This window comes from Bacillus cereus ATCC 14579, assembly GCF_000007825.1.
In the GTDB taxonomy this organism is placed as follows: Bacteria; Bacillota; Bacilli; order Bacillales; family Bacillaceae_G; genus Bacillus_A; species Bacillus_A cereus.
This window is the reverse complement of the sequence record NC_004722.1, coordinates 512,501-538,598: the sequence shown is the minus strand read 5'-3', so window position 1 is coordinate 538,598 and position 26,098 is coordinate 512,501. Positions and strand designations below refer to the sequence as shown.

The following is a 26,098-nucleotide window of genomic DNA, read 5'->3' as shown; positions in this document are numbered from 1 at the left end:
TTCAAAGATTATAGTTCTTAATTTTCAGTTATTTACTCTTTAAAGAAAAGCCTGTAAAACAGGCCCCTAAAAAAGAACAGGAGAAACCTATTGTGACAGGCTCCTCCTAGAAAATAACCGATATATTATATATCTATATAATATACTATTTTCCACAAAAAGTAAAGTTAAACATACATTGGAAAAGCGCTTATTTTCCCCCGATTGGTGTGGGCTAATAATCATTGGGGGATGAATGATTAAAGTTTCACTTTACTGATAATGAGTACGTTCCATCGCCATTATCATATTTATATACATACAAGTAATACTTGCCTGGTTTTGCATTAAATTTCGCTTCTATATGATTCCCATTGGCTTGACCGTAAGCTGCATAATTTTGCATATCTGATTCATGGTGAAGTACCCATGTCATCCCAATTCCATACTCATTTAAAACAGAAATGTCGATATCTTTCGCTGATGCTACATTAAATGTATAAACATCAGTGTGGTCCTCGCCAATAAGATTACCTTTTATCGTACTATTTAGCCCGATACGATTTGCTTCCTCTGGACGATTATTTGGTTCTGATTCTGTTAAACTTCCATCTTTAATCGTAACAGTTGTTTCGCTTCTGCTCTCTTTGCCTTTATCATCTTTTACTCTTAACGATACTTTATAAGAACCTTCTCTTTCATATACATGTACTGGATTCACTTCTACACTTGTGCTTCCATCTCCAAATTCCCATAAATAAGAAGCAATTTTTCCATCTTCATCGTTTGAGCCATCACTTTTAAATTGAATTCCCTCTTTTACAAGACCACTATAAGGGCCATTTATATTAACCGTTGGAGCTTTATTTTCTCCATCATCTTTTGCGATTCCATGGAAGACTACATCATATTCAAATTCATTTGAGCTATTCACACGATAATTGACGAAGTATGCTGTAACAGTTTTGTAGCCACTCCATTCTTTTTGCGCCAATTGTTCTAAAGATTCATTTACTCTTTTACTCATTTCTTTCCAATCTTCTGATTCACCTTTTGTGACACTACCTGTATACGTACCTTCTAATGTAAATGTATTAAAGAATTGAGAATTATGTTTTGTCATTTTTGTATCTTTCATAGGCAACGTATCACTAATTTCTTTCTTCACCGCTGCTAATGACTTCGTTTCATGTTCAGCTAAATAATCATCAGCTACTTCTGGTACAGTGTATGTATCTTGATTATCAATTAACTGCTGCATATACTCTTGATACTCTTTATTTAACTTAGGATCTTTACTTAGATTTTCACGATATGCATCATAATTTTTCACGTCATTCGCACGAATCAAATCTTGAATTTTATCAAATGTTTCAAACTGATGCGTATATAAGTAAGACTGCAATGCGAACGAGTAATTATAGAAATCCCAAGAACCGTATTTAGCAAATAGTGTACGCTCTGCTGTATAACGGCTTGCAGGATCAGATGATAATCCGCTAATTATACTCTTTCTTGGTACAACGTTATTCGTACGAGTAGATCCTGCGAAAAACTCTGCATTTCCTTCTTGGAACCAAGTTAACCTTTCATTTTGATACATATCTCCTCTTCCAAATAGACCTGGTACTTCATATCTACCTTGCAGGTAATGAGTAAATTCATGACGGAATAACTCTTCTAAACTATAAATACTTTGCTCTGGTGTACGCTCATATGTAAAGAATGTACCTGTCTCTTCAATATAAATTCCACCGTTGTTTGTTTCATATCCATACAATTGTCTATTTAACTGATATTCATCTGGACTATTATAAATTACGATCGTTAATACATCATCCGCATTTCCTGGCTCTAACGCTTTGTCATTTCCAATTACACGGTGATACTGTGCCTTTACTTCCTTCGCAGCCCAATATAGTCTCTTAATTTTTTCTTCTGATACTTTATCTCCTGTTTTGAACACAATTGATCCATCGTCGAATGTATACGTTTTTGGTAAGTATTGCTCTTTTCCTTCTTTACGTATTTTCTCTAAATCTACTGTATTCCCGCTATAATCTTTACCATTATAATTTGTTGTAATTTGTTCTACCGCAACAAAATACGGTTCACTTAAGCGCGGGTACATATGCATCGCTTGTGTAACAACCTCTAATCCTTTATTTGGATTGCTATGAAACTTCCCTAAACGGCTAGCAAAATAAATGCCATTATTAACGAGCCATTTATTTTCTGGCGTTACTTCATTTAGAAGAGCAATACGATTTATTTCATTAATAAACCCATCTACTTTTCCATACCACATCGTTTCATTCGCTTCTTTACGAGCCTCAGTTAAGTACGACTGTATATCATAGTCAATACCTTGCATAATATCGTATATTGCTTGTCCCTTCATTCGATCATTTACATAAGTAGTATAATTATCATTGTATTGCTTTAAAATATTCGATGCGTATTGAACCGTTTCAACATCGCTTGAAGCATTACTAATTAATTTACCGTACGCAGATACGACTGTATCTTGTTCAACTGTACCAAGCTTAAAGTTTGGATTTTTTGCGATTGCTTTTAAAGCAGGTAAACATTTATCCTGGAAGCTTCTTTCATTTAAGTCGCTTAATTCACTATTATAAAATGCAAGATAAAAAGCTGAACGCAGCACTTCAGTAAACGTTTGAATTCCTTTTGAATCATCTTTCGTAAATGTACTACCTCTATGAGCTAATTCATCTATAATGACTTGCATTTTTCCTTTATCTTTATAAAAAGCCTTTGCATCTTCATTAAACTGGAATAAGTCTGTAATTTGGTGCCATTTAATACTGCCTAACGTTTCAACTAATTCTTGGTCATTCATTTTGTTTAAATCAGCCATTGAATAGCTTTCTTTAACCTGCTTTACTGCAGTTTTCTTCGTAATAGATGCTGGTCGCTGTGAAAAATCTCCTACTTTTAAACGTTCTTGAAATGATAAAGTTTCATCAACTTTTGAAATATGTCCAACTTCATCTACCGACTTTTCAATTCCAACCGGTTTCGTTTTTAACACGTTATACGGTACTTTTTCTTCCGCTGCTGCATGAGTTTGAAGTGCGCCTAACGATAAAGCCATTGTACTAATGCTAAGCATCACTTTATTGATCTTTGATTTCTTGTTCATATCCTGACCCCCTATTTTAATATTCCATTCAAGAATTTAACATAAAATCTGGATGTAACAATATAAAATGCAATATTTCATATTATTTCTTCCTATAATTTGTACATATCGTGAACGCATTGCTCTTTACCTCCCTAAAACAAATTGCATCCTTTCACATTATAAAAAGGGAATTTTTTGACAATTAAAAACTTAATTGTTATGATTATTATAATTGTTAACTTTATTAAATAAGGGTGGGATTCTATGATAAAAAAAGAAAACAGTGTATTTTATATCTCCTTCTTGCTAACAACATTATTCATTATATGGGGAATTACCCCAGCAAGTTGGATACAAGACTACGATTTACAAAGTGTTACATCTTCTTTAAACTCATTTATCCTCAATAAATTTGGATGGTTTTACTCTCTACTTATGACTACAATGATTATTTTGGCTGCTTATTTAGCATTTTCCAAGTACGGTTCTATTCGTCTCGGTAAAGATGGAGAAAAGCCAAAATATAATTATCCATCTTGGCTATCCATGTTGTTTGGGGCAGGAATGGGAATTGGACTCCTCTTTTATGGAATCGCTGAACCGATTTCACATTTTACAGATCCGTTAACAGGAAAAGCAGGTACAGAAGAAAGCGCCAAACTCGCTATGCAATATTCATTTTTCCACTGGGGACTCTTTCCGTGGTCACTATACGCAATGGTCGCTTTAACAATTGCATATTTCACATTCCGCAAACAAAAAGGTAGCACTATCGGGGCTACAGTTACTCCATTATTTAATCGATCGAAAAATTCCCGTATCGGAAAAACAGTTGATATTTTAGCTGTTTTAGCCACAGTGTTTGGCATTGTACCATCTGTTGGGATTGGTGCTCAACAAATTGCTGGAGGATTAAGCTATTTATTCCCTTCCATTCATAACACTTTACTTACTCAGCTCGTACTTATAGCTATCTTCGCTGTTTTATATTTAACAAGTGCACAAACTGGCTTAGATCGTGGGATTAAATATTTGAGTAACTTGAATTTCTCTCTTGCAGGTATTTTACTCATCTCTTTCTTACTTTTAGGACCAACTGTATTTATTATGAAATATTTCACATCTACACTCGGTTCTTATATCGGCGCTTTACCTAGTATGGGATTAAATTTAGGAGCATTTAGTGAAAAATCTTCTTCTTGGATTGAAAACTGGACTATTTTCTATTGGGGATGGTGGATCTCTTGGTCTCCATTCGTCGGCACATTTATCGCACGTATTTCTAAAGGACGCACAATAAAAGAATTTATTTTTGGAGTTGTATTAGTCCCAACTCTTATCTGTACATTTTGGTTTGCAGTATTTGGTGGTACCGCAATTCATATGGAAATGTTCCAATCGCTTGGAATAGCTGATGAAATTGCAAAAAATGGTACAGAGATTGGATTATTTGCTGTTATTTCACATCTACCATTTTCTACCTTTTTAACGATTATCGGGTTAATTTTAGTAGCCACATTTTTCGTTACTTCTGCCGATTCAGCAACATTTGTTGTTTCAATGCAAACGAGTAACGGAAGCTTATCACCGAAAAATAGTTTAAAACTTATATGGGGATTAACAATCGCGATAATTGCCGCTATTTTATTACAAGCTGGAGGATTAAATGCACTACAAATCGCAGCTATCATCGCAGCACTACCATTTTCTATCGTAGTCGTTCTTATGGTCATTTCGCTCTTTAAGGAGCTGCGAAAAGAAGATGTTAATTTGCAAACAAAAGAAGTATCTCAAAAAATAAAAAAGGTTATGTAACGATTAGCACCTCAAATTACTTCTGAATCCGTAACAACTGAGGGAAAAGTAGATTAATAAAACCCATTCGTATGAAATATAATTTTCATACGAATGGGTTTTCACTCTATTATATAGTGTTGTAAACATGCCTTCTCCTCAAATCCTACTTTCTTGTACAATTTCATCGCACGATCATTATTCGTATTCAAACATAATTCTATCTCCTTCATTCCTTGGAAGGAAATAATATACTGAATTGCCTTTTGTAATAACCGCTCTCCGACACCTTTTCTTCTACTATTTTCAGCGGTTGCAATAAATTCGATATTCGCTTCTTGAAACTCTGGATTTACTTCCACATATGTAAAGCAACTTCTTCCCAATTCTCTGCGATAATAAACGGCCCCCATATCTCTGCACATTTCTTTACTTCATCCACATCAAATCCTAATAAACCTATTAAATTATTATTCTCATAAGTAGCAACAAAAGATTGTTCCCAGCCTATATCTGAAAAATCATGAATAATTGTCTGTAACAACTCCTCTTTCTCATCTCCACAATAGCCAACATGATGAGTAGCATCTTTATTCATATTCGCAATAAATGCTGCCACCTCTTCAATTTTCAAAATAGAACTGACATACATAACCTCTCCTCCTTCACTAATATATTCACACCTTTTCCATTTATATCCTTCTAAAAAAGACATCACCATAAGCATATTTCAAAATGAAATCGCCATGATAATGTCTTCTCAAAAACTCATATAATCATCTTACGTTATAATAAGATAAAACGTTTTTTATTTCTTAAATAATCTCTTTCTAAATACAAACATACTCAGTGCTGAAAGAACTAACGCTATGCCTGAAAGTAATGTTGATGTATTCTCTTGTCCACCTGTTGCTCCTAATGATTTCTTACTTTCTTCTTGCTTATTAACAGCTGGTTTATTTTCTTTCACAACTTGATTATTCACGTTTTGTTCTTGGACTACTGCTGATTGATTTACCGCGTCTTTTGAACCTTCAATTTTTTTTCCTGTTTCTTTTACCTCCGCTTTCGATCCTTCAACTCCTGTTGTTGGCTCGTCCACTTCCTCTTTCGCTTCTTCAACTTCTTTCGTTGGCTCTTTTACTTCCTCTTTTACTTCTTTTACCGGTTCTTTCACTTCTTCTTTTGTTTCTTCAACTTCTTTTACCGGTTCTTTTTCTTCTTCTTTTGTTTCTTCAACTTCTTTTACCGGTTCTTTTTCTTCTTCTTTTGTTTCTTCAACTTCTTTCGTTGGTTCTTTTTCTTCTTCTTTTACCCCTTCAACTTCTTTTGTTGGCTCTTTTACTTCTTCTTTCGCTTCTTCAACTTCTTTTACCGGTTCTTTCACTTCTTCTTTTGTTTCTTCAACTTCTTTTGTTGGCTCTTTTACTTCTTCTTTCGCTTCTTCAACTTCTTTTGTTGGTTCTTTCACTTCTTCTTTTGTTTCTTCAACTTCTTTTACCGGCTCTTTCACTTCTTCTTTTGTTTCTTCAATTTCTTTTACCGGCTCTTTTTCTTCTTCTTTTGTTTCTTCAATTTCTTTTACCGGCTCTTTTTCTTCTTCTTTTTCCACTATATTCTGTATAACTGTTCCGTTAAACCTTATGCTAATTTCATCAGAATCTAAATCAAATTTATACACCTTTTCACCTGGGGTACTCCATTTTATTACTCCGTTATTAAACGTCCCTCCCTCACTTACCAATTGAATATTTTCAATACTTTCTCCTTCTAAATCATATACAGGAATTTGAATTTCTTCGTTTATTTTTGCATCATTTAAAATGATATTTTGTCTTCCAACATCAATTGTAAACCACTGACCTAATTGTATTAACGGCCTTACATCACGAATCTCATTTCCAGCTAGATTTAAGCTAAATAAGTTTAGCATGGAACCAATAACCGTTACATCTTTAATATGATTGTTCGCAAGATTTAACCACTGTAAATTTTCCAATGAAGATAGTGGTGTTATATCTTCAATTTGATTATGAGATACATTCACATTATTCAATTGTTTCAAGTTTGAGATGAACTCAATATTTTTCAGGCCTACTCCTTCTAAAGTAAGTTTTTCTAAATTCGTCATGTATTCTAAACCTGTTATATCTTTTATCTCATTTCCTTTTTCTTTAAGTATCTCTAATTTTTTAATCTGTAATAAATCTTCTTTTGTGATAGGAGCGTTTACATTCTCTCTACCTAAATTCTCTTTATTAATATGTTGTTGTAAAGTTTTATCGAGAATTACATTTTGACTTTCTTTTTGTTTTTCAACTATATTCTGTATAACCGTGCCATTAAATCTTATTTTACTTTCAGTAGAATTAGTATCTAGTTTAAATTCATATATTTTTTCTCCAGGACTATTCCATTTTATAAATCCGTTATTCAGAGTAGCCCCCTCACTTTGTAGATTAATATTTTGAAGTGGCTCTCCTTTAAGGTTGTATACTGGGATTTTTATTTCTTCATCTACACTTGCTTCATTTAAAAAGATTTTTTGTCTTTGAATGTCAATTGAAATTCGCTTACCTAATTCCTCAACAGGCCTTACGTCAAAAATTTCATTAGCTCCAAGATTTATCTCATGTAAATTTGTTAAAGTGCTCAACGGCGATATATCAGAGATATAATTCTCTTCTAAATTCAGCACTTGTAAATTTCCTAATTGAGATAATGGTGATATATCTTTTATTTCACTATCAGAAATTTCTAGTTCAATAAGATTACTCATTTTACTAATAGATTCAACATTATTAATTTTATTGTTCCCTATCCATAATAGTTCCACATTATTTAATCGATCAATTCCCGTAAGATCACTGATTTGATTATTTGCTAAGTATAATTGTTTCATAGTTGATAATGTAAATAATGGCTGGATATCTTTAATGTTATTACCGATTAAATCTAATGTTTTAATTTTTTTCATTTTACTTAATGGTGTAAGATCAGAAATTTTATTATCTCTTAAAAAAAGCATATTAATATTCTCTAACTGCTCAATTGGGTGAATACTTTCAATTGAATTAGACGTTAAATCAACGTACTTCAAACCTCTCAACTTCGAGATGGCTGATATGTCTTTTACATTAGACTTTCGTAACGTCAACTTCTCTAAATTTGTCATATACTCTAAACCAGTTATTTTATTTATTCCTTTACCTGAATAAATGGATAAAGTTTTAATTTGTAATAAATCTTTCTTTGTGATTGGCGCATCTACATTATCTCTATTTAAGTTATATTTATTAATATATTTTTGTAATTGCTTATCTAATATTACATTTCCGTTTTCATCTTGTTGCTCCTCTTTATTTTCCTTTTGTTTTTCTGGAACATTGTTCTCTAAATTCAATGTATTTACTTCAAACTGTACTTGGTACTTATTGTCATAGGACATTGTTGGAATATAAATATGCATTCGCATATTATACCTTTTTCCTAATTCCCCTACTTCAAACTGAATCACTTTCGTTCCATTTTTCTTTTTGTCTTCTGATATTACTTTCACATCATGAAACACACCTGGAGTGTGAATATCCTCTGTCTTCAAGTATTGAAAGAAATCACTATCACTTAACGTTGCTGTTACAATTTTCTTTCCATTCTCAATTGTTAATTTCGGATCCTTTATATAAACAGCTGCCATAGACTCTTCATTCGTTTTATCTTTATACGCTTTAATAACAGCGTCATATGTACCATCTTCTAAACCTTGTCCAGTTTTATTCACCTCAATTGCTACTGCCGCTAAAGCAGGTGTTGAATACACAGCAAACGGAAGTGATAACGCCGCCGCTATAATCATTGCATTTATACGTTTTCTTTTATTTTGTTTCAACTTTACATCTCCTCCGAAATATATAATTCAAAATGTAATCATTTCTCGAATAAATGATAATGATTTTCATTATCATTGTCAACTGAAAAAATAAAAAGTTTACAAAAAAAGAACCTCTTTAAAAGAGGTTATGCCATTTTCTCACCTGATTCTTCTCTAAAAAAGCTTTTCATCGCATGAAATACGTCTGCTTTTTGCTTTAAAATATAGTATCTAAAGTTTTCATCTTTAATATTTTTATAGGCTGACATGAGTGTACTGTGGCGGTTGTACTGATTCACTTCCCCATACCCAAACATATTACACTTCTTCATTAGCTCTTCAACAAGTTTTACACATCTAGCATTATCTGATGTTAAATTATCACCATCTGAAAAATGGAATGGATAAATATTATAGCGGTCAGGTGAATATTTATTATCGATAAGTTCTAATGCTTTTTTATATACGGAAGAACATATTGTTCCGCCACTTTCTCCTTTTGAGAAAAATTCTTCTTCTGTAACGACTTTCGCTTCTGTATGATGAGCAATAAATTCAATATCAACTGTTTCATACTTTGTGCGTAAAAATCTTGTCATCCAGAAAAAGAAGCTACGTGCCATATATTTCTCCCATATTCCCATCGATCCACTCGTATCCATCATCGCTAATACAACAGCTTTTGAATCTGGCTTTAATACTTCATTCCAAGTGCGGAACTTTAAGTCTTCTTGATGAATTGGATGAAAAGATGCTTTACCACCCATCGCATTTCGTTTATATGCGGATATCATTGTTCGTTTCTTATCGATATTTCCCCATAATCCTGTTTTTCTAATGTCATTAAATTCAACATGTTCAATCCGGTTTTCATCCATTTCTTTTCTCTTTAAATTAGGCAGTTCTAACTCTCTGAAAAACGCTTGCTCTAATTCTAAAATAGAGACTTCAGCTTCATAGTAATCTTCCCCAGCTGCATCTCCTGCTCCTTGCCCTTTTCCTGGCCCTTTTTGTTTTTGACCACCTGATCCATCTCTCGCAACGACATCACCAACTTTGCTGTCACCGTTTCCTTGCCCAACATGTTTATTTTTATCATAATTGTATCTAATCTTATATTCATCTAGAGAACGAATTGGTATTTTTACAACATCCTTGCCATTAGACATAACTATACTTTCTTCTGTTACAAGATCGGGTAAATTATTCTTAATTGCCTCTTGTACTTTTTCTTGATGGCGCTGTTGGTCGTCATATCCTTTGCGATGGAGGGACCAGTTTTCCTGTGAAATCGTATAATTTGGTTGATTTTCTTCGCCCATTCCTTTCCCTCCTTACTGTAATTGTCTTCCTGTATGAACAGCAATCTATAAATTTTGTTCTGTAATGTGCAAGCTAGAATGTTTGAAAGGTAACTGCCCACAGAAAATCATCCCATAAACATTTATAACGTTTTTCATACAATACCCCGAGCATCCTAAACAAAATTTTGCCACTCACATAATAGAAAGAAATATTCAGCCACTGATAAGAAAGAAACACAATGCATTGTTGCACACATTTTTACTTTGCAACATATTGTATTGTGTTGGCTTTTTTCGTATGAATGGTTGGTTACTCTATCATATGCATATTGTAAAAATAATTGACAATAAATTCATGAAATTGCATCTTAATTTATTACATTTGGACAAGGTATGACACTTTATACACATATGAACGGATAATAAAACGCTGTCCCGCAAAATACAAGAGACAGCGTTTTGTTATCAAACTATCTGTTTAACAAGCTACCTACATAGCGTAGTAATTCGTTTGCTGAAGAAGAATTATAGCCATGCTCATCAATTAAACGCGCAACAACATCATTGATTTTCTTAAGCTGATTTTCGTCCGGCGTTTTCGTTGATGTTGTAATTTTCACTATATCTTTTAAATCAGCAAATAGTTTTTTCTGAATCGCTTCACGAAGACGTTCATGTGAATTATAATCAAAGCGTTTTCCTTTACGGGCATAAGCAGAAATGCGAATTAAAATCTCTTCACGGAACGCTTTCTTAGCATTTTCTGAAATTCCAATTTGCTCTTCAATTGAGCGCATTAATTTTTCATCTGGACTCATTTCTTCTCCTGTTAACGGATCACGTAATTTCGATTTATTGCAGTACGCCTCAACGTTATCTAAGTAATTATCCATAAGCGTCTTAGCTGATTCTTCATATGAATAAACAAACGCTTTTTGTACTTCTTTCTTCGCGATTTCATCGTATTCTTTTCTCGCTAATGAGATGAAGTTCATGTAACGTTCACGGTCTTCATTACTAATGGATGGATGCTGATCTAGCCCATCTTTTAAAGATCTAAGTACATCTAACGCGTTAATAGATGGTACCTCTTTTCGAATGATTGTAGACGAAATTCGGTTAATGACATAACGAGGATCAATACCCTTCATACCTTCATCTTGATATTCGCGTTGTAATTCTTCTACATCAATCGCATTATAACCTTCTACCGTTTCTCCATCATACAAACGCATCTTTTTAATTAAATCAATATCCGGACGCTTCGGATCTTTTAAACGAGTTAAAATAGTGAACATTGCTGCAACGCGAAGTGTGTGTGGTGCAATGTGAACATTCGATACATCACTTTCACGAATCATTTTTTCATAAATATGTTCTTCTTCACTTACTCGTAAATTATAAGGAACTGGCATTACAATAATTCTTGAGTGCAATGCTTCATTTTTCTTATTTGCTATAAATGAGCGATACTCTGTTTCATTCGTATGCGCTACAATTAATTCATCTGCTGAAATAAGCGCAAATCTTCCCGCTTTGAAATTCCCTTCTTGCGTAAGCGATAATAAGTGCCATAAAAACTTCTCATCGCATTTTAACATCTCTTGGAACTCCATCATTCCTCGGTTTGCCTTATTTAATTCTCCATCAAATCGATACGCACGCGGATCTGATTCTGAACCATATTCTGCAATCGTAGAAAAGTCCAGACTACCTGTTAAATCTGCAATATCCTGTGATTTTGGATCAGACGGGCTAAATGTACCAATCCCTGTACGGCGATCTTCAGAGAAGAAAATACGCTCTACAACTACATCCTCAATTCTTGATCCGTATTCTTGCTCTAAACGCATGACATTTAGTGGTGATAAATTCCCTTCAATTCTAACCCCATACTCATCAAAGAAATCATCTCGTAAATGATGTGGAATTAAATGCAGTGGATCCTCGTGCATTGGGCATCCTTTAATTGCAAAAATTGCTCCGCGATCTGTTCTTGAATATGTTTCTAATCCTCGTTTCAACATTGTAACTAACGTTGATTTCCCTCCACTAACAGGACCCATTAATAATAAAATTCTTTTTCTAACATCTAATCGTTTTGCAGATGGATGAAAATATTCCTCTACAAGACGTTCTAGAGCATCCTCTAATCCAAAGAGCTGATTACTAAAGAAGTTATACTTTCTTCTACCATCAACTTCTTCAATTCCAGCGTCTTTTATCATATTGTAAATGCGAGAGTGTGCTGTTTGAGCCACCCATGGTCTTTCTTTCACAAGCTCCAAATACTCCGCAAACGTACCTTCCCATTGTAAACGTTCTTCTGCTGCTCGATGCTGTTCAATCTTTTTTAGAATATCCATTATAGCTCCTCCCCCATCTCCTTGTTCAATCGGATTATTATAAAAGGTATGCTAGGATGTCCTTAAACATTCTTTAAATCAAAACGAAATATATAATAGCACGCTAAAATTCTCTCCAAAATTCAAAGAAAATTCTGTATAATATAGGTATTAACATTTTTACACTGCTATTCATTATAAATAAATTCTTTTCTTCTAAGAACCTTACATACATTTTGGATAATAAATAAAACTCATAAACCGAAAACAGTAAGGAGGATATTAGTATGAAATTATTATTAATTTTAGGTGTATCACTCACATTTCTTACAGCTATTTTTACATCCGGTTACAATGACAAACCAGGTACACATAAAAAATGATGTGCTTTTAGCACATCATTTTTTTATTTATAATACATATTTTCCATATCATATTTGGATAGTGGTCGGCTATAATAATAACCTTGTACAAGCTTCACATTCTTTTCTTTCAAAAACTGTATTTGCTCCTTTTTTTCTACTCCTTCTGCAATTATATTCAATTCTAAAGTATGAGCTAAATGAATAATTGCAGCTGTAATATTCGTATCACGTTCATCTATATGTATACCTTCCATAAAAGAACGATCAATTTTTAAAGTATCAATTGGATATGTTTTTAAATAACTTAAAGATGAATAGCCTGTTCCAAAATCATCTAAATGAATCTTTAAATTTTGTTCTTTTAATTGTAGTAACACTCTCTTTGATATATCTTTATGTATAAGAGCTCCTTCTGTAACCTCTATCGCTAATAAATGAGCTGATACATTGTACTTATTTAAAGCCCGTGTAATCATCTCTATTAATGTAATAGAACGAAAGTGTCTAGCTGAAATATTAACCGCAATTGGGACCACTTCATATCCTTTATTTAACCATTCGCGCAGTTGCTGACACACTTGATTTACTACCCATTCATCGAGCTTAATAATAAATCCTGTTCTTTCTGCCAACGGAATAAATTGGTTTGGAGAAACAAATCCTAATTCCTTATTCTCCCACCTTATTAAAGCTTCCATACTAGCTATTTTTTTCGTTTCAATATTAATTTGTGGCTGATAATATAAGAAAAATTCATTTTTTTCTATAGCACGATGTAACTGGTTTTCTATTATAAACCTTTGTTCACGCTCACAGTCTAATCCACTACAATAAAAATGATAATGTCCTTTTCCTTTTTCTTTTGCTTTTTCTAAAGCAGCATCGACCCTCTGAAATAGTATTTTTTCATCTTCTCCATCTGCTGGAGCCATTACAATTCCAATTGATGCACTTAAATATACATCTTCTTCTTCGATTACAAAATATTCACTAATATTTTTCAGTATGCTTTTTGCAACTTCCTCTACATATTCTTTCTTTATATTTTCTATCAACATAACAAATTGATCATCGTGTTCTCTAAATAAGTGCATACCTTCTATTTTTAGATTGCTTAAACATTCTGTAACTTTTTGTAATACTTTATCTCCCTCTTTATGACCAAATGTATCATTAATACGATGAAACTCATCTAAATCTATAAATACAAGCGCAAAATTTACACTCTCATTTAAAAAAGTATTTAACTTATTTGTACATGAAATTCTATTCATTAATCCCGTTAACTGGTCATAGTAAGCTAAATATTCTGTTCGCATTTCGTTTAATACTTGCCTTGTAACATCTCTCGTAACAATATAAATCCCAACAATTTCACCGTTCACAATAATCGGGATAGTTCTCAAAGAAATATATAGCTCGTACCCTTCTTTATGAACATATTTCTTTGAAACAATTTGTTTTGCTTTTCCTTGCATCGATCCCTTAAATATAATTTGAAAATCTTTTTCATATTCTTTATTAATGAATTCAAAAATAAATTTATTATTTAATTCCTCATACCGGTATCCAAATATTTCATACGTTGCCGGATTTGCATATGTAACTCTCCCTATAGAATCTATAGATATAATTGAGTCATTATTATATTCCAGTAACGACTTAAATAACATTTGTTTTTCCTCTATCTTTGTCTTCTCCTCAATTTGAGCTGTAATATCTCTTGTAATGCAAATAACAAATTGACATATTCCTTCTTCGTCGCAGACAGGATTAAGTGAAGATTCATAATGTATCTCACCTTTTGGTAAATTGACTACATCACAAAAGGTGTGTGCTTTCGCTTCTCTCACTACTTTTGCATATTGCCTTTGCAATATCCCCGCTATATCTTTTGGTAATACTTCTGCAAAAGTTTTTCCATAGCACTCTTCGCTTAACCTAGCATAATCCATTCCTATTTTATTCACATACATATATTGAAACGTTTCATTATCAATAACTTTCAATATGAATACTAAATCTTGAATAGCATGTAATAATCCTTGTCTAATTAAATCCATATCTATCATACTTAAAAAGGTATTTTGATTACTATATTCTTCCTTCATATTTATCTCAACCCGTCTTATCTATTTTTAATCATATATCCCATTCTATATGATTATGTCCTCTCTTTTAAATGTATGATTATATATTATTTTTATTTTATAAAAAAAAAGTCGCCATATGGCGACTTTTAATAAACGATTTCTAAATCTAATCCAGGGTAATTTTGTTGACGGAACGCTTCATAAATTAAAATTGCTGCTGTATTAGATAAATTTAATGAACGTACTTTATCTGTCATTGGAATACGTAAACAATGATCAAAGTTTTCTTCGATTACATTAGCTGGTAAGCCATTTGTTTCTCTTCCAAATACAAAATAGTAATCCTTCTCACGCTTGCTATAGTCAAACGCTGTATGAGCTTTCTCGCCATACTTTGTTAAATAGAAGAATTCACCGTCTTTATTTTTTTCATAAAATTCTTCAATTGAATCATAATACGTAATTTTTACGTGCTGCCAATAATCTAATCCTGCACGCTTTAACATTTTATCATCCGTTGAAAATCCAAGCGGTCTAATCAAATGTAATTCTGTTCCAGTTGCTGCACAAGTACGAGCAATATTCCCTGTATTTGCTGGAATTTCTGGCTGATATAAAACAACATGTACTCCCACGCGATATTCACCTCTGTTTTTTGTCTACTACGTATTATACCACTTGAGCGAAAAATCTCTACCCATTAATAATATGAAAGAATTTATATTTCATTTGTGGTGTATATTTACTAGAGTCTTCATAGTTCCAATAACGTCGACGGCTATTCGCTGAATGTGCATTTACAAGCGGCATACCATCTGCATCTTTTGCTACTACAATCGTCGTATGATTCCATCTTCCGTCATCCTCGAAATCATAAGCAATGACATCTCCAAGAATAAGTTCTTCTGGCCTCTCTACCGCCTCTGCTCGAAGTCCTGTTGTAGCACCTGACAAATACCAATAAAAAGAATGTGCAACAGCCCAGCTCCAACTCCACTGATTCTCCCTTTGCCACCATCCTTTACGAATATTAGGATACCCGTTCATAGGTACTTCTCCAGTATGAAGACATTGAGAAATGAAATTCGTACAATTATCAGGGAAATTACGATACATAGGATTCCGGTCATCCCACCAACGCTCTGCATATTTCACTGCCTCTAAACGATTATACTGATAAGAACCGTACTTCTCTTTCGTAATATCCCTTTCTAATGTCTCACCCATTCTAATTTCTTCTGACACTTCAATAGCAGAATCGCCTATAATTCGACTATTATTTAAACAAACTCTTCGTTTTAATTGTTCCTCTTCAATATAAAATAATTCTTTATGCTTAATTAAATATTTAAAATGTATTTGATAATCAATTTCTTGATGGTCATTACTATTTAATTGTCTAATGAAAGAAACATCCGCAGTTGCTTTCACTATATGTGCACTACGCCTTTGAAACAATTGTTTCTTTCTCAGTGCCATTTGTAGTAAATCCTCAGCAATACCATCCACATTCGTTCTTTTCTCCGTTATATATGCTAAAAATTGTTGTACTTGGTTTTCAATCTTCGTTTTTACAACCATTCTGTCTCCCTCCCATATTACAATATGAAAAAGGGAAATATTATCTACTCTTTTTTCTGTGCTAACAATTCAAGCCCGCGATTCATTTCATGAAGCACTTCTTCATCTTTCTCACGTTCCATCGCTTTCTCAATCGCTTCGCCTACTCCATCTCCGCCAATTTTCCCAAGTGCCCATGCTGCCGTTCCGCGTAGTACCGGTCTTGGGTCATCTTTCATAACACCAATTAAATCTGGAATTGCCGATGCTTCTTTAAAATGTGCTAATGCTAAAATCGCATTTCTTTGCAGTGGTTTTTTCCCTCTCCATGACCCTGACATAATCCCATATTTCTCTTTAAAATCACGATTACTAATTGTTAAAAGTGGCGTTAATAATGGTTTAACTAGCTCAGGATCCGGCTCCATCTCAGGATGATTATGAAAATCCATTCCTTTGTTTTTCGGACAAACAGTCTGACACGTATCACATCCATATATGCGATTTCCTATTTTATCGCGATATTCTTCAGGTAGGAATCCTTTCGTTTGTGTTAAAAACGCAATGCACTTCTTCGAATCTAACTGTCCCCCCTGTATTAAAGCACCGGTAGGGCAAATATCGATACATTTCGTACAGCCTCCGCATTGATCTTCTATCGGCTTATCTGGCGGGAATGGAACATTTGTAATCATTTCCCCTAAGTATACGTACGAACCAAATTCAGGTGTAATAATAGAGCAGTTTTTACCGCTCCATCCAATACCAGCACGCTCTGATACAGCTCGATCACTTAATTCACCTGTATCAACCATGGACTTCACTTCTATATCGGGAAGTTTTTCAATTAAATATGCCTCTAATTTTTGCAAACGATCTCGTAAAACAAGATGATAATCTTGTCCCCAAGAAGCACGACAAAAAATCCCACGGCGTTCTCCACGCTTACTTAATGGTGCATTTTTTAATTTTGAAGGATATGCTAAAGCAATCGCAATAATTGATTTAGCACCCGGTAATAACAGTTGCGGATTCGTTCTCTTCTCTATATCAGGCTCTTCAAATCCAGATTGATAATTTAATTGTTGTTGCTGGATTAAGCGCTGCTTTAATTCCTCAAAAGGAGAAGCGCTCGCAAAGCCTATTTTATCTATGCCAATTGTTTTACTATACGCAATTACATCTTGCTTTAATTGTTCAAAATCCACTCTTAATCGCCTCCTCAGATGAATCCACCCCTTATGTAACCACTCTATTGGTTAGTAATTCACGTTTGGAATACTATCATTTACTTCTATTTTCGCATGTAATTATATTTTTCAAACATTAAAAAACGCAATGCCTCGTTTATCTCGGAAACGAAACACTGCGTTGATCACAATTTATAGAAAAACTTTTAATAAAATTTGGAGCGGGTGAAGAGAATCGAACTCTCGACCAGAGCTTGGAAGGCTCTTGTTTTACCACTAAACTACACCCGCAAATATGAATTACATATAAGATATTAGAATAACTTATGTAAAATAGTATAGCATGTAAAAAAAGTAGAGGCAAGAATTTTATCGAAAAAAGTCGAAAAAGTGATGAGAGATCTCATCACTTTTTCAATTCTTTATCAATTGCCTTCTTCATACTATCAAAATCAGGATTTGCAAGATTTCCGTTTACATATACAGAAGGAGCACCTTGAACTTTTAATTTTTGAGCACGATCTGAATCTTTACTTACTTTTTCTTTAATGTCTTTACTGTGTAAATCTTTCTTAAATTGCTCTACATCAACTTTTGGAAGTTTCTCTTTCACAATGCTAAGAAGCAAATCTTCTGTAATCCATTCTTCCGTATCTTTCTTTTGATTTTGATAAATCTCATCATAGAAAATCCAGAATGAATCTTTATCTTGTTTATAAATTGCTTCACCAGCTGCTGCACCTAAATCTGAGTCTTTTCCGATAAATGGGAAGTTAATAAAATATAACTGCACTTTGCCTTTATCAATATACTCTTCTTTTAATCGAGGTAATACTGTTACATCCCAAGTACGACAAGCAGGACATTTAAAGTCTCCAAATTCAACTACCTTAACTGGAGCATCATCTTTCCCTAAAGATTGTTGCGTAGAATAAGCAAACATCTCATTCCCTTTATCTTTTTTGTCATTTATGATGCTATACGCAATTGTTCCAATTACAATCAATACTGCGATAGAAAAAACTATACCAAGAGCCATGAGTTTATTTGATTTCATATACATTCCTCTTTAAATTCATATTCTGTATACAGCATTGTACACAATACACATAATATCAACACTTATATACGTCACGCAATGAACACGCTCACATAAATTACAAAAACACAATAATTGTGACGATATTGTGTCACAATTTGTCACAATTTATTCAAAAAAAGAAGCTCCTCTATAGGAACTTCTCTTAACTTACTGCTTTTTTACGCGCGCTATTTAACATCGACTGCTCTATTTTTATATCATGACGAATTACCAATTTCTCACTAACTGCTTGAACATACTCATCATGGCTTATATAGCCTTCTTTCTCCATTAGTCTCAAAACGACATTACGTCTCTCTACTGCTTTATCATAATTTTGGGCAGGTGAGTAATAAGCAGGTGCTTTTACTACAGCAGCCATCATTGCACTTTCAGCCAACGTTAATTGGTTCACCTTTTTACCGAAGTAAAGGTTTGCTGCTTTTTCAATTCCCCATGCTCCTTCTCCATAATAAATATTACTTACATATAATTTTAATATTTCATCCTTCGTAAATGTGCGTTCAATTTTTTTCGTATAAAAAATCTCTTTCCACTTCCGAGAAAATGTACGTTCATTCGTTAAAAAGGCATTTTTAGATAGCTGCTGTGTAATTGTGCTTCCTCCTTGCACGACACCACCAGCCTTTATATTCTCAACAGAGGCCCTAATAATTGCTATATAATCTAAACCGTTATGATGATAAAATCTTTTATCTTCTGTCGCAATAAATGCATGTGTTAATGATTCTGGCACCTCTAACTTAGCCGGTACATGTAATTTACTAATATCACTTTTCTCAATCATTACATTTCCAATGAATAATAACGTACAACTTAACAATAATAATAATATAATGGCTTTATAAAAAAGTTTAGTCATTGGATTTAATGCAACTTTTTGATGATAGTTCACCCTAGATAATACTCGTTCTTTCATCTTGAACACCTCTTTTCCACACAGCATATAACTCTTACTTTAAGAATACATTGTTGTAAAAAAATATCCCATCGATTTCTCTTACACGTACCTTACATCATTGTAAGGTATAAAGTGAAACTTTAATCGGTCCTCATTAATCAAGCTTACTGCCCAGCAAATAGTGGGATAAAAAAGTATTGTATCACAGTCTTTTTTTATCTACTATTCATCTGAAATATTGAATATAGGTTATGTTAAAGTACGAATAACCAATAAAAGAGAAACCCTTAAGACTATTATATTTTCACTTTACACTTTAATTATATCATCTACAAATATATATACTTTTGACTATCTAGTAATCTAAATGTATATAACATATAGATTTATTATACAGAACAAACGTTCCCAAAATCAATACTAGTGCTATTATTATTTTGACCTTTTTCTTAAACAGTATACAAAAAAAGAGTAGTGATTCGAATGTATCTCAAATCGGCTACTCTTTTCTTTACAATCTTCCTATTAAATTATACGGCTGTACTTCCCACGTTTCATACGGAATAAAATGTGTTGCTCTCATTGCATCAAGCGTTCTGGATTTCATATGAGGACGCGTTATATACTCATCTATGTTCTCTTCATTTAAATCAACAAATTTAGCCTCTTGTATTTCTTCAGGTTGAATTTTTATTTCACCACTTATATATGCTACTTTAAAAACGACAGCTAGAATATGCATAGAAGTATTATAATAAACGCCTGTAATTCCGATAGGCTTCACCGTTAACCCTGTTTCCTCTTTTATTTCCCTACAGACAGCTTGATCGAGCGCTTCGCCTTCTTCTACCTGTCCTCCTGGCAACTCCCACGTATCAGCTCGCCAGTGCACTTTTGTTAATAACACTTCATTTTTTTCATTTGTTAAATAACCTGCTACAGCAACGATATGCTTTGGTGTCTTATGTTCCATATTAAGCCTCCTAGAGATAATGAATATTTTATATATCCCTATAATTATATTCCCTACCTACAACAAAATACCTTTAATACTTCATCACCTTAATTAACTTCATAAAAAAGACCCTATCCGCTAAGCGAAAAGGGTCATCTATCGTATTACTCTCCTAAGTCTACGTTGTGATAAACTTGTTGAACATCTTCTAAATCTTCTAATGCATCAACCATTTTCTCAAATTGTGCTTGAGCATCTTCAGGAAGTGTTACATCACTTTGTGCAAGCATTGTTAATTCTGCAACTGTAAACTCCTCAACGCCAGCACCTTTAAGTGCAGATTGTACTGCATGAAATTGATCTGGTTCAGCATACACGATAACAGAATCTTCTTCTTCTAGAATGTCACGTGCATCTACATCTGCTTCCATTAAAATTTCAAGAACTTCATCTGATGTTTTACCTTCAAGGCCGATAACAGCTGTCGCATCAAACATGTAAGCTACAGAACCGTTCACACCCATATTACCACTGTTTTTGCTAAATGCAGCTCGTACATCTGCTGCAGTACGGTTTACGTTATTTGTAAGTGTATCTACAATAACCATAGCTCCATTTGGTCCGAATCCTTCATAACGAAGCTCGTCATAATTTTCTTCTGAACCGCCTTTTGCTTTTTCAACCGCACGATCAATAATTGTTCTTGGAACATTGTATGTTTTCGCACGCTCTAATACAACTCTTAGTGCTTGGTTTGATTCTGGATCTGGCTCGCCTTGTTTTGCTGCCACATAAATTTCACGCCCAAATTTCGCGTATATACGGCTTGTATTTGCATCTTTTGATGCTTTTTTGTCTTTAATATTGTTCCATTTACGGCCCATACTTTCCACTCTCTTTCCCGTTTTAAATCTACATAAAAATATTAATATGAAATATAATGTGTGTTCAACACATTTTTAAAAGAAATATAAAAAGTTCATTTTTGATTCATATTACAGACATAATATAAATCACTATCATTTTGTTCTTTCGACAAGTTATATTATACATGAATTCCTACGTTTATTACGAATTTTAGAAGCACATAGTATAATTTAACAAAAAGACTCTAACATTTCTGATACAGTCTTTTTATATTGCCAATAAATATTTCCATATTATTCCCATAATTATTTTCTATTGTTGTATAATAAAAATAGGAAAAAATTTGAAGAAAAGATGGAGGGTGAATTATGACACATTCCAAAGACAAAAAATCACATGCTTTTAAAGGAATAGGAGAAAAATTAAACCCAACTATCTATCAAGTGAGATTCATGAAATTAGATGAACCAATTCGATTTGAGTCGTTTCCTGAATTAAAGGAATTAGGAGACTGGTTGAGTACTTCAACGCACATGTGGTCATGCCACTCAACTATGTACAAATACAACAGAGAAGAGTTTGAAAAGAAGTTCTTAGAAATTACGAAATTAACAGCTGATCATGTACTAATATCTACTGGTGGCGTCGGATTTAACTTCATGTCACCAGGTTGGAGAAATTCTCTATAAAATAATGAAATTATATAAAGGGATAAAAATTTATCCCTTTATTGTTTTGTAGCTTTCCCCAACTGTATCGCATGTACTAAATGAATAAGTTTACCTTAATCATTTATAACCATTTCATCAACACACCATTTTGCTTATTTTATAGTGTGATGAAAATATAAAAAGACTCTACACATTTGGTGTAGAGTCTTTTATTACGCCGTTCATGATACCGATGGTCGGGGTCGAACCGACACTCCCGAAGGAACACGATTTTGAGTCGTGCGCGTCTGCCAATTCCGCCACATCGGCACAAAAGAAAAGGCGGCAACCGGATTTGAACCGGTGATAAAGGTTTTGCAGACCTCTGCCTTACCACTTGGCTATGCCGCCATATAAAATTTTATTGGAGCGGAAGACGGGATTCGAACCCGCGACCCCAACCTTGGCAAGGTTGTATTCTACCACTGAACTACTTCCGCAAAAATGGCTGGGCTAGCTGGATTCGAACCAGCGCATGACGGAGTCAAAGTCCGTTGCCTTACCGCTTGGCTATAGCCCATCGAATTCTTACTTAATTATATGTAAGTATCCATTAGATTATTTGTAATTTTTAAAATAAAAATGGGGCGACTGATGGGAATCGAACCCACGAATGCCGGAGCCACAATCCGGTGCGTTAACCACTTCGCCACAACCGCCATGTTGTGTAAATATATTTGGCAGGGGCAGTAGGAATCGAACCCACACTGGAGGTTTTGGAGACCTCAGTTCTACCTTTAAACTATGCCCCTATGTAAATGGTGGAGGGGGGCAGATTCGAACTGCCGAACCCGAAGGAGCGGATTTACAGTCCGCCGCGTTTAGCCACTTCGCTACCCCTCCGAAACTTACATGGTGCCGGCTAGAGGACTTGAACCCCCAACCTACTGATTACAAGTCAGTTGCTCTACCAATTGAGCTAAGCCGGCGTATTTTATTAAAATAAATGGTGGCTCGGGACGGAATCGAACCGCCGACACGAGGATTTTCAGTCCTCTGCTCTACCGACTGAGCTACCGAGCCTTATTAAAATGGCGGTCCCGACCGGGGTCGAACCGGCGATCTCCTGCGTGACAGGCAGGCATGTTAACCACTACACCACGGGACCATTTGGTTGCGGGGACAGGATTTGAACCTGCGACCTTCGGGTTATGAGCCCGACGAGCTACCGTGCTGCTCCACCCCGCGATAATACTATTCATATAAAATTTATATGGTGGAGGATGACGGGATCGAACCGCCGACCCCCTGCTTGTAAGGCAGGTGCTCTCCCAGCTGAGCTAATCCTCCAAAGTGGTGACCCGTACGGGATTCGAACCCGTGTTACCGCCGTGAAAGGGCGGTGTCTTAACCACTTGACCAACGGGCCAAATATTATAAATCCTATGGCGGAGAGCAAGGGATTCGAACCCTTGATACGCTTGTGACGTATACACGATTTCCAATCGTGCTCCTTCGGCCAACTCGGACAGCTCTCCAATGGCTCCGCAGGTAGGAATCGAACCTACGACCGATCGGTTAACAGCCGATAGCTCTACCGCTGAGCTACTGCGGAATAATATTGCCTGGCAACGTCCTACTCTCACAGGGACAAGGTCCCAACTACCATCGGCGCTAGAGAGCTTAACTTCCGTGTTCGGTATGGGAACGGGTGTGACCTCTCTGCCATCATTACCAGACATTATTCTTTTGAGACAATCATTATTATAACTTATTTACTTTAAAAGTCAACAAGTTTTTTATGTTCTCTCAAAACTAGATAACATTGCTACATATTATATGGTTAAGTCCTCGATCTATTAGTATTCGTCAGCTCCACATGTCACCATGCTTCCACCTCGAACCTATCAACCTGATCATCTTTCAGGGATCTTACTAGCTTACGCTATGGGAAATCTCATCTTGAGGGGGGCTTCATGCTTAGATGCTTTCAGCACTTATCCCTTCCGCACATAGCTACCCAGCTATGCCCTTGGCAGAACAACTGGTACACCAGCGGTGCGTCCATCCCGGTCCTCTCGTACTAAGGACAGCTCCTCTCAAATTTCCTACGCCCACGACGGATAGGGACCGAACTGTCTCACGACGTTCTGAACCCAGCTCGCGTACCGCTTTAATGGGCGAACAGCCCAACCCTTGGGACCGACTACAGCCCCAGGATGCGATGAGCCGACATCGAGGTGCCAAACCTCCCCGTCGATGTGGACTCTTGGGGGAGATAAGCCTGTTATCCCCGGGGTAGCTTTTATCCGTTGAGCGATGGCCCTTCCATGCGGAACCACCGGATCACTAAGCCCGACTTTCGTCCCTGCTCGACTTGTAGGTCTCGCAGTCAAGCTCCCTTATGCCTTTGCACTCTACGAATGATTTCCAACCATTCTGAGGGAACCTTTGGGCGCCTCCGTTACACTTTAGGAGGCGACCGCCCCAGTCAAACTGCCCACCTGACACTGTCTCCCGGGTCGATAAGACCCGTAGGTTAGAATTTCAATACAGTCAGGGCGGTATCCCACCAGCGCCTCCACCGAAGCTAGCGCTCCGGTTTCAATGGCTCCCGCCTATCCTGTACAAACTGTACCAAAATTCAATATCAGGCTACAGTAAAGCTCCACGGGGTCTTTCCGTCCTGTCGCGGGTAACCTGCATCTTCACAGGTACTATAATTTCACCGAGTCTCTGGTTGAGACAGTGCCCAAATCGTTACACCTTTCGTGCGGGTCGGAACTTACCCGACAAGGAATTTCGCTACCTTAGGACCGTTATAGTTACGGCCGCCGTTTACTGGGGCTTCAGTTCAGAGCTTCGCTTACGCTAACCCCTCTCCTTAACCTTCCAGCACCGGGCAGGTGTCACCCCCTATACTTCGCCTTACGGCTTCGCAGAGAGCTGTGTTTTTGCTAAACAGTCGCTTGGGCCTATTCACTGCGGCTTTCCGTTAAGAAAGCACCCCTTCTCCCGAAGTTACGGGGTCATTTTGCCGAGTTCCTTAACCAGAGTTCTCTCGCACACCTTAGGATTCTCTCCTCGCCTACCTGTGTCGGTTTGCGGTACAGGCACCTTTTATCTCGCTAGAAGCTTTTCTTGGCAGCGGGGAATCAAAGACTTCGCTCCATAAGGAGCTTCCCCATCACAGCTCAGCCTTTACGATAAGCGGATTTGCCTACTTATCAGCCTAACTGCTTGGACGTGCACAACCAATCGCACGCTTCTTCTATCCTTCTGCGTCCCTCCATTGCTCAAACGATAAAGAGGTGGTACAGGAATATCAACCTGTTGTCCATCGCCTACGCCTGTCGGCCTCGGCTTAGGTCCTGACTAACCCTGAGCGGACGAGCCTTCCTCAGGAAACCTTAGGCATTCGGTGGACGGGATTCTCACCCGTCTTTCGCTACTCATACCGGCATTCTCACTTCTAAGCACTCCACCAGTCCTTCCGGTCTGACTTCACTGTCCTTAGAACGCTCCCCTACCACTGATACCATTGGTATCAATCCGCAGCTTCGGTGGTGTATTTAGCCCCGGTACATTTTCGGCGCAGAGTCACTCGACTAGTGAGCTATTACGCACTCTTTAAATGGTGGCTGCTTCTAAGCCAACATCCTAGTTGTCTAAGCAACTCCACATCCTTTTCCACTTAATACACACTTTGGGACCTTAGCTGGCGGTCTGGGCTGTTTCCCTTTTGACTACGGATCTTATCACTCGCAGTCTGACTCCTAAGGATAAGTCATTGGCATTCGGAGTTTGACTGAATTCGGTAATCCGATGAGGACCCCTAGTCCAATCAGTGCTCTACCTCCAAGACTCTTACACTTAAGGCTAGCCCTAAAGCTATTTCGGGGAGAACCAGCTATCTCCAGGTTCGATTGGAATTTCTCCGCTACCCACACCTCATCCCCGCACTTTTCAACGTG

General features: G+C 35.8%; 14 protein-coding genes, 16 tRNA genes, 2 rRNA genes and 1 pseudogene (1 of these 33 only partly in view). 2 read left to right on the top strand and 31 right to left on the bottom strand.

What is annotated here, in order from left to right; translation table 11 throughout:
- Positions 1-247 precede the first annotated feature (247 nt).
- Complete coding sequence (gene colA, locus BC_RS02790; protein WP_001036407.1) at positions 248-3,145, bottom strand: collagenase ColA; 2,898 nt, start codon at positions 3,143-3,145, stop codon at positions 248-250.
- A 246-nt stretch (positions 3,146-3,391) separates the two neighbouring features.
- Here colA and opuD point away from each other — a divergent pair, with 246 nt between their 5' ends.
- The gene (gene opuD / locus BC_RS02785; RefSeq protein WP_000591565.1) at positions 3,392-4,942 is read left to right on the top strand and encodes a glycine betaine transporter OpuD; all 1,551 of its coding nucleotides are present in this window, start codon (positions 3,392-3,394) and stop codon (positions 4,940-4,942) included.
- A 101-nt stretch (positions 4,943-5,043) separates the two neighbouring features.
- Here the strand turns inward: opuD and BC_RS02780 are convergent.
- The 13 genes and pseudogenes from BC_RS02780 to BC_RS02720 all read right to left on the bottom strand — a co-directional run bounded on the left by BC_RS02780 (position 5,044) and on the right by BC_RS02720 (position 21,491).
- Positions 5,044-5,573: pseudogene (locus BC_RS02780) on the bottom strand (GNAT family N-acetyltransferase).
- A gap of 156 nt (positions 5,574-5,729) precedes the next feature.
- The gene (locus BC_RS02775) at positions 5,730-8,810 is read right to left on the bottom strand and encodes a leucine-rich repeat domain-containing protein (RefSeq protein ID WP_000812460.1); all 3,081 of its coding nucleotides are present in this window, start codon (positions 8,808-8,810) and stop codon (positions 5,730-5,732) included.
- Positions 8,811-8,938: 128 nt separating this feature from the next.
- Complete coding sequence (gene yhbH / locus BC_RS02770; protein WP_000503517.1) at positions 8,939-10,114, bottom strand: sporulation protein YhbH; 1,176 nt, start codon at positions 10,112-10,114, stop codon at positions 8,939-8,941.
- 452 nt (positions 10,115-10,566) lie between these two features.
- Entirely contained in the window at positions 10,567-12,462 is a 1,896-nt protein-coding gene (locus tag BC_RS02765) for a PrkA family serine protein kinase (RefSeq protein WP_000353273.1), read from the bottom strand.
- Positions 12,463-12,847: 385 nt separating this feature from the next.
- The gene (locus BC_RS02760; protein WP_000657172.1) at positions 12,848-14,917 is read right to left on the bottom strand and encodes a sensor domain-containing protein; all 2,070 of its coding nucleotides are present in this window, start codon (positions 14,915-14,917) and stop codon (positions 12,848-12,850) included.
- 128 nt (positions 14,918-15,045) lie between these two features.
- Positions 15,046-15,534: a tRNA (uridine(34)/cytosine(34)/5-carboxymethylaminomethyluridine(34)-2'-O)-methyltransferase TrmL gene (gene trmL / locus BC_RS02755; RefSeq protein ID WP_000538147.1), complete on the bottom strand. Its 489-nt coding sequence runs from the start codon at positions 15,532-15,534 to the stop codon at positions 15,046-15,048.
- A 58-nt stretch (positions 15,535-15,592) separates the two neighbouring features.
- Entirely contained in the window at positions 15,593-16,480 is an 888-nt protein-coding gene (locus BC_RS02750) for an amidase domain-containing protein (RefSeq protein WP_000260591.1), read from the bottom strand.
- Between the two features lie 44 nt (positions 16,481-16,524).
- Positions 16,525-17,667 carry a tRNA epoxyqueuosine(34) reductase QueG gene (gene queG, locus BC_RS02745; protein WP_000345215.1) on the bottom strand — a complete coding sequence of 381 codons (1,143 nt, stop codon included), beginning with the start codon at positions 17,665-17,667 and terminating at the stop codon, positions 16,525-16,527.
- Between the two features lie 199 nt (positions 17,668-17,866).
- Positions 17,867-17,940, bottom strand: a tRNA-Gly gene (locus tag BC_RS02740).
- Between the two features lie 115 nt (positions 17,941-18,055).
- Positions 18,056-18,706: a DsbA family protein gene (locus BC_RS02735; protein ID WP_000841307.1), complete on the bottom strand. Its 651-nt coding sequence runs from the start codon at positions 18,704-18,706 to the stop codon at positions 18,056-18,058.
- 187 nt (positions 18,707-18,893) lie between these two features.
- On the bottom strand, positions 18,894-19,670 hold the full coding sequence (locus tag BC_RS02730; RefSeq protein ID WP_000664715.1) for a transglycosylase domain-containing protein: 777 nt from the start codon (positions 19,668-19,670) through the stop codon (positions 18,894-18,896).
- A 493-nt stretch (positions 19,671-20,163) separates the two neighbouring features.
- Positions 20,164-20,625 (bottom strand): NUDIX hydrolase, encoded by a 462-nt coding sequence (locus tag BC_RS02725; RefSeq protein ID WP_000400455.1) that lies wholly within the window; start codon positions 20,623-20,625, stop codon positions 20,164-20,166.
- A 146-nt stretch (positions 20,626-20,771) separates the two neighbouring features.
- The gene (locus BC_RS02720) at positions 20,772-21,491 is read right to left on the bottom strand and encodes a YebC/PmpR family DNA-binding transcriptional regulator (RefSeq protein ID WP_000532952.1); all 720 of its coding nucleotides are present in this window, start codon (positions 21,489-21,491) and stop codon (positions 20,772-20,774) included.
- Positions 21,492-21,842: 351 nt separating this feature from the next.
- Here BC_RS02720 and BC_RS02715 point away from each other — a divergent pair, with 351 nt between their 5' ends.
- A complete protein-coding gene (locus BC_RS02715) occupies positions 21,843-22,163 on the top strand; it encodes a DUF3884 family protein (protein WP_000149743.1) in 321 nt (106 codons plus the stop codon).
- A gap of 209 nt (positions 22,164-22,372) precedes the next feature.
- On the opposite strand, the gene BC_RS02710 is transcribed toward BC_RS02715, so the two are convergent.
- The 17 genes from BC_RS02710 to BC_RS02630 form a co-directional block, all read right to left on the bottom strand.
- A tRNA-Leu gene (locus BC_RS02710) sits at positions 22,373-22,454 on the bottom strand.
- 10 nt (positions 22,455-22,464) lie between these two features.
- Positions 22,465-22,535: transfer RNA gene (locus BC_RS02705), tRNA-Cys, on the bottom strand.
- Between the two features lie 14 nt (positions 22,536-22,549).
- Positions 22,550-22,624, bottom strand: a tRNA-Gly gene (locus BC_RS02700).
- A gap of 5 nt (positions 22,625-22,629) precedes the next feature.
- Positions 22,630-22,704, bottom strand: a tRNA-Gln gene (locus tag BC_RS02695).
- A gap of 63 nt (positions 22,705-22,767) precedes the next feature.
- A tRNA-His gene (locus BC_RS02690) sits at positions 22,768-22,843 on the bottom strand.
- Between the two features lie 19 nt (positions 22,844-22,862).
- Positions 22,863-22,936, bottom strand: a tRNA-Trp gene (locus BC_RS02685).
- 7 nt (positions 22,937-22,943) lie between these two features.
- Positions 22,944-23,027, bottom strand: a tRNA-Tyr gene (locus BC_RS02680).
- A gap of 10 nt (positions 23,028-23,037) precedes the next feature.
- Positions 23,038-23,113: transfer RNA gene (locus BC_RS02675), tRNA-Thr, on the bottom strand.
- A gap of 18 nt (positions 23,114-23,131) precedes the next feature.
- Positions 23,132-23,207, bottom strand: a tRNA-Phe gene (locus BC_RS02670).
- 9 nt (positions 23,208-23,216) lie between these two features.
- Positions 23,217-23,292: transfer RNA gene (locus tag BC_RS02665), tRNA-Asp, on the bottom strand.
- Between the two features lie 3 nt (positions 23,293-23,295).
- Positions 23,296-23,372: transfer RNA gene (locus tag BC_RS02660), tRNA-Met, on the bottom strand.
- 26 nt (positions 23,373-23,398) lie between these two features.
- Positions 23,399-23,474, bottom strand: a tRNA-Val gene (locus BC_RS02655).
- A gap of 4 nt (positions 23,475-23,478) precedes the next feature.
- Positions 23,479-23,553 (bottom strand) — tRNA-Glu (locus BC_RS02650).
- A 17-nt stretch (positions 23,554-23,570) separates the two neighbouring features.
- Positions 23,571-23,662: transfer RNA gene (locus BC_RS02645), tRNA-Ser, on the bottom strand.
- 2 nt (positions 23,663-23,664) lie between these two features.
- Positions 23,665-23,739: transfer RNA gene (locus BC_RS02640), tRNA-Asn, on the bottom strand.
- 8 nt (positions 23,740-23,747) lie between these two features.
- Positions 23,748-23,863: ribosomal RNA gene (gene rrf / locus BC_RS02635) — 5S ribosomal RNA — on the bottom strand.
- Positions 23,864-23,963: 100 nt separating this feature from the next.
- Positions 23,964-26,098: ribosomal RNA gene (locus tag BC_RS02630) — 23S ribosomal RNA — on the bottom strand (it continues 787 nt past the right edge of the window).